This window comes from Achromobacter sp. (assembly GCF_049647645.1).
GTDB lineage: Bacteria > Pseudomonadota > Gammaproteobacteria > Burkholderiales > Burkholderiaceae_B > Achromobacter.
This window is the reverse complement of sequence record NZ_JBARYB010000275.1, coordinates 1-4,980: the sequence shown is the minus strand read 5'-3', so window position 1 is coordinate 4,980 and position 4,980 is coordinate 1. Positions and strand designations below refer to the sequence as shown.

5 protein-coding genes are annotated in these 4,980 nt (G+C 67.3%); 4 read left to right on the top strand and 1 reads right to left on the bottom strand.

The window, feature by feature from the left end; all coding sequences use genetic code 11:
* The coding region (locus WBB14_RS31880; protein WP_424243325.1) for an MFS transporter at nucleotides 1-640 on the top strand (640 nt) is incomplete at its 5' end.
* 30 nt (nucleotides 641-670) lie between these two features.
* Here WBB14_RS31880 and WBB14_RS31875 read toward each other — a convergent pair.
* Complete coding sequence (locus WBB14_RS31875) at nucleotides 671-1,372, bottom strand: GntR family transcriptional regulator (RefSeq protein ID WP_424243324.1); 702 nt, start codon at nucleotides 1,370-1,372, stop codon at nucleotides 671-673.
* A gap of 128 nt (nucleotides 1,373-1,500) precedes the next feature.
* On the opposite strand from WBB14_RS31875, the gene WBB14_RS31870 reads away from it, so the two are divergent.
* Genes WBB14_RS31870 through WBB14_RS31860 form a run of 3 tightly spaced genes read left to right on the top strand, consistent with a single transcriptional unit; the run spans nucleotide 1,501 to nucleotide 4,618 of the window.
* Nucleotides 1,501-2,496 (top strand): tripartite tricarboxylate transporter substrate binding protein, encoded by a 996-nt coding sequence (locus WBB14_RS31870; protein WP_424243323.1) that lies wholly within the window; start codon nucleotides 1,501-1,503, stop codon nucleotides 2,494-2,496.
* 50 nt (nucleotides 2,497-2,546) lie between these two features.
* Nucleotides 2,547-3,347: an enoyl-CoA hydratase/isomerase family protein gene (locus tag WBB14_RS31865; protein ID WP_424243322.1), complete on the top strand. Its 801-nt coding sequence runs from the start codon at nucleotides 2,547-2,549 to the stop codon at nucleotides 3,345-3,347.
* Nucleotides 3,348-3,367: 20 nt separating this feature from the next.
* The gene (locus WBB14_RS31860) at nucleotides 3,368-4,618 is read left to right on the top strand and encodes a CaiB/BaiF CoA transferase family protein (RefSeq protein ID WP_424243321.1); all 1,251 of its coding nucleotides are present in this window, start codon (nucleotides 3,368-3,370) and stop codon (nucleotides 4,616-4,618) included.
* The last annotated feature ends 362 nt before the right edge of the window (nucleotides 4,619-4,980 follow it).

Sequence of the window (4,980 nt, the reverse complement as noted above, 5' to 3'; positions counted from 1 at the left end):
GCCGGCGCCCGCCGCACCGCGCACCGGCATGCTGGCCGCCACCTTCGGCGCGCTGGCGCGGGCCTCGCGCACCCGCACCTTCTGGTTCCTGTTCGCCACTTTCTTCGTGTGCGGCTTCACCACCAACGGCCTGGTGGGCACGCATTTGATCGCGCTTTGCGGCGACCATGGCATGCCCGAGGTGCAGGCCGCGGGCCTCCTGGCGCTGATGGGCATTTTCGACCTGATCGGCACCACGGCGTCGGGCTGGCTGACCGACCGCTACGATCCCCGCAAGCTGCTGTTCGTCTACTACGGCCTGCGCGGGCTGTCGCTGATCTATCTGCCCTATTCCGACTTCTCGTTCTACAGCCTGTCGATCTTCGCCATCTTCTTCGGCCTGGACTGGATCGCCACGGTGCCGCCCACGCTGCGCCTGACGACCGAAGCCTTCGGCGAGCGCGATGCCCCCATCGTGTTCGGCTGGATCGTCGCCGGCCACCAACTGGGCGCTGCCAGCGCCGCCTGGATGGCAGGCGCCGTGCGCGAAGCGCAGGGCAGCTACCTGATGGCCTTCGTCATCTCCGGCATGACCGGCCTCATCGCCGCCGTCATCGCGCTGATGATAGGCAGGAAGCGCGCGGTGCCGCAGCCGGCCTGATCGCGCCGCCCGCGGAAGCCAAAGGCCTGCTCAGGCCTTGGCCGCCCCACCCGCGCGGCCGCGCAGGTTGTAGGTCTTCTTGCTGCCCACGTGCTTGCGAATGAGCGACTCCGCCAGCTCGCCATCGCGCCGCATCAGCGCCTGCACGAAGGCCTCGTGGTCGGCCACCGCCGCCGTCCACTCGTCGATATCGAAATTCGACTTGTAGCGCAACGCCTGCACCTGCAGGTTCAGCCTGTCATAGGAATGCGTCAGCGCCGGATTGTGCGCGGCGCGGTTGATGGCGATATGCGTGCCCATGCTGGCCGCGAAATACGCCCGGATGTCGCGCTGCTCGTAGCCCTGGCGCATCTGCGCATGCAATTGCGCGATGTGCGCCAGTTCCGCGTCCGTCGCGCGCTCGGCGGCGCTGCGCACCGCCAGCCCCTCCAGTACCGACAGCACATCGAAGATGTTCTCGACATCATCGGCCGACAACTCGATCACCATCGCGCCGCGCTTGGGCTGCAAGGTCACCAGGCCGTCGGAGGCCAGCATGCGGTAAGCCTCGCGCAGCGGCGTGCGCGAAATCTTCAGCTGGTCGCACAGGTCCCGCTCGTTGAGCCAGGTGCCCGGCTTGAAGGTGCCGTCGATGATGAGTTGCCGCAGTTTTTCCGCCACCACGGCCGGCAGCGTGGGGTGATGGATGGCCAAATCGGGGACGGGCTGGTCCATAACTTCAGGGTTAGCCATGAGTTGTTCGCACTCGTTAATTCGACTATTTTTGTATCTGGTATACCAAACACCAAAGGCATACCAACCTGACCCCATCATAGATCAAGCAACACGCGGGCAGGCTTACATCCACCAAGGAGACCCATATGCATAAGCACGCTCGCGCCTGGGCCGGCGCCCTGGCGCTGACCGCCAGCCTGGCCGCCGCCAGCCCCGCCCTGGCGCAGGACGCATCCAAATGGCCGGAACGGCCGGTACGCCTGATCGTCGGTTTCGTGCCCGGCGGCGGCACCGACGTGTCGGCCCGCATCCTGTCCGCGCGCCTGTCCGCGCTGCTGGGCCAGCAGGTCGTGGTCGAGAACAAGCCCGGCGCGTCCGGCCTGATCGCGGCCGACTTCGTGGCCAAGGCCGATCCGGACGGCTACACCCTGCTGCTCGCCAATATGCAGTCCACGGTCGCCGCGCCCTACGTGGTGCAGTCCAGCGTCGACCCGATCAAGGATTTCACGCCGGTGCGCTATATCGGCTCGGTGCCCAATGTGCTGGTGATCAACCCGGCCAAGCACAACTACGCCAGTGTGCAGAACCTGGTGGACGACGCCCGCGCCAAGCCCAAGCAGCTGACCTACGCGTCCTCCGGCATGGGCAGCCCGCAGCACCTGAGCGCCGCGCGCTTCTCGCAGATCGCGGGCGTGAGCATGGAGCACGTGCCCTACAAGGGCAGCGGCCAGGCCATGACCGACCTGCTGGGCGGCAGCGTGGACATGAACTTCGACACCCTGCCCGGCGCCATCAACCAGATCCAGGCCGGCAAGCTGCGTCCGCTGGCCGTGACCAGCACCGAACGCAGCAAGCGCCTGCCCGACGTGCCCACGCTGGCCGAGTCCGGCATCAAGGGCCTGGACGTGGTGCAGTGGTACGCGGTGCTGGCCCCCGCCAAGCTGCCCAAGCCCGTGCTCGCCAAGCTCGACCAGGCCCTGAGCCAGACGCTGGCCGATCCCGAGATCAAGGCCAAGCTGGCCGACCAGGGCATGGAACTGGGCGGCGGCCCGGCCAATCCCGCGGCCTTCGCCAGCTACGTGCAGGATGAATGGAGCAAGTACGGCAAGCTCACCGCCAGCCTGGGCCTGACCAAGCAATAACCCCGCAGCAATCCGGCGGGGGTGCGCCCCCGCCCAAGCAAAGGAACACCATGAGCGCTACCCCCACTTCCGATTCCTCCCCCATCCTGCGCCAGCGCGACGGCGACATCGTGACCGTGGTGCTGAACCGCCCGGAAAAGCTCAACGCCTTCACCATAGACAGCTGGCGGCTGCTAGGCGACGCCTTCCTGGAGCTGGACGCCGACGACAGCGTGCGCTGCGTGCTGCTGCGCGGCGCAGGCGAAAAAGCCTTCTCGCCGGGCAACGACATCAGCGAATTCGAGACCGCCCGCAGCAACAAGCGCCAGGCCATCGAATACGGCGCCGTCATGCGCCGGACCATAGAGGCGATCGGCAACTGCCGCCACCCCGTGGTGGCGCAGATACACGGCATCTGCGTGGGCGGGGGCATGGAGATCGCCAGCCTGGCCGACATCCGCATCTGCGGAGCGAGTTCGCGCTTCGGCGTACCCATCAAGAATCTCGGGCTGGTGATGTCGTATTCGGAACTGGCGCCGCTGGTGCGCCTGGTCGGTCCATCCGCCGCGCTACAGGTGCTGCTTGAAGGCACCATCTTCGACGCGCAGGAAGCGCTGCGCCTGGGCGTGGTCACGCGCGTGGCGCCCGATGACCAGGTCGCCGCGGAAGCCCAGGCCGCCGCCCGCCGCATCGCCGACGGCGCGCCGCTGGTGGCGCGCTGGCACAAGAAATTCATCCGCAACCTGGTGGACGGCCGCGCGCTGACCGACGCCGACCGCGACGAAGCCTTCGACTGCTTCGACACCGAGGACTTCCGCACGGGCTACCAGGCTTTCCTGGCCAAGGCCAAGCCGCAATTCAATGCCCGCTGAACGCAGCGCAAGGAGGACTCATGCATAACGATACCCAGCCCGATACCCCGCGCCCGGCCGGCGCGCTCGCCGGCATGCGCGTGATCGAGCTGTCGCAGATCATGGCCGGCCCGACCTGCGGCATGATGCTGGCCGACATGGGCGCCGATGTCATCAAGGTTGAAAAGATCGACGGCGGCGACGATTCGCGCCAGTACCGCGACCCGCAGATCAACGGCATCTCGGCGCCCTACCTCATGCTCAACCGCAACAAGCGCGCCATCGCGCTGGACCTGAAGCACCCCGAAGGCAAGAAGGTCCTGCTGCGCATGATCCGCGACGCCGACGTGGTGACCGAGAACTTCCGCAAGGGCACGATGGAAAAGCTGGGCCTGGGCTACGACAGGCTGCGCCAGGAGAACCCCGGCCTGATCTACTGCGCCGTGTCGGGCTACGGCACCACCGGCCCGTACGCCGACAAGGGCGGCTTCGACCTGGTGGCGCAGGGCTTTTCCGGCCTGATGGCAATCACCGGCGAACCGGGCGGTCCGCCCCTGCGCACCGGCAACTCCGTCGCGGACATCAACGCCGGCCTGCTGGCGGCCTTCGGCGTGCTCGCGGCCTACCAGCACAAGCAGCGCACCGGCGAGGGCCAGATCGTGGAAACCTCCCTGCTCGAAGCCAGCCTGCAGCAGCTGTACTGGCACGCCGCCATCTACTTCGGCAGCGGCGTGTCGCCCGGCCCGACCGGCTCGGCGCACGTGCTCAGTGCGCCGTACCAGGCGTTTCCCACCGCCACCGACTGGATCATCATCGGCGGCGCCAACGAGAAGAACTGGCAGCGCATCACCCAGGCGCTGGACAAGCCGGAATGGGCCGAGGATCCGCGCTACGCGCGCAACCGCGACCGCATGCAGAACCGCGATCAGCTGGTGGAGGAAATGTCCGCCATTCTGAAGACCCGCAGCGCGCAGGAATGGCTGGACGTGTTCGACGCCGCCGGCGTGCCCGCCGGGCCGGTGCATTCGATCGCGCAGGCGCTGTCGCACCCGCAGACGCTGGCACGCGGCATGGTGGTGGAACAGGATCACCCGGTGGCCGGCAAGGTGCGCACCGTAGGGATGCCCGTGAAGCTGTCGGCCACGCCCGCGCAATACCACCGCGCGGCGCCCAGGCTGGGCGAAGACACCATCTCGATCCTGGGAGAGTTCGGCTATGGCGCCGCGGAAATCGACGCGCTGATCGAGGCCGGCGTGGTCACGGCCGTGGACCGTGAACGCGCACCGGCTTAGAACATTTTTGGCTGTATTGCTGACGTTTGGTTGTGTGAGGCTGGGGTTCTTGAACCGCCGGCGTCCGGACTGCGGGATTCCGATGCTCGCCCCAGTGGGGCTGCGCTTCGGATCCCTCCGCCCGGCCACCGGCTCACGGCATCTGCTCATGAACGGGGTCCGAAACCAATGCATTAGGAGACTGTCAGCCGAGGACCCCGGAGCCATCCGAAGCGCAGCCCCACCGGGGCGAGCATCGGAATGGCGCAGGGCAGCCTCGGCGGCTATAGAACCCTGACGTCCGCGAGCTCGAAGCCCTACCGCTCCCCACTTCGGTTTTGTGAGGCAGCGTTCTTGAGTCGCCGGCGTCCGGACTGCGGGAT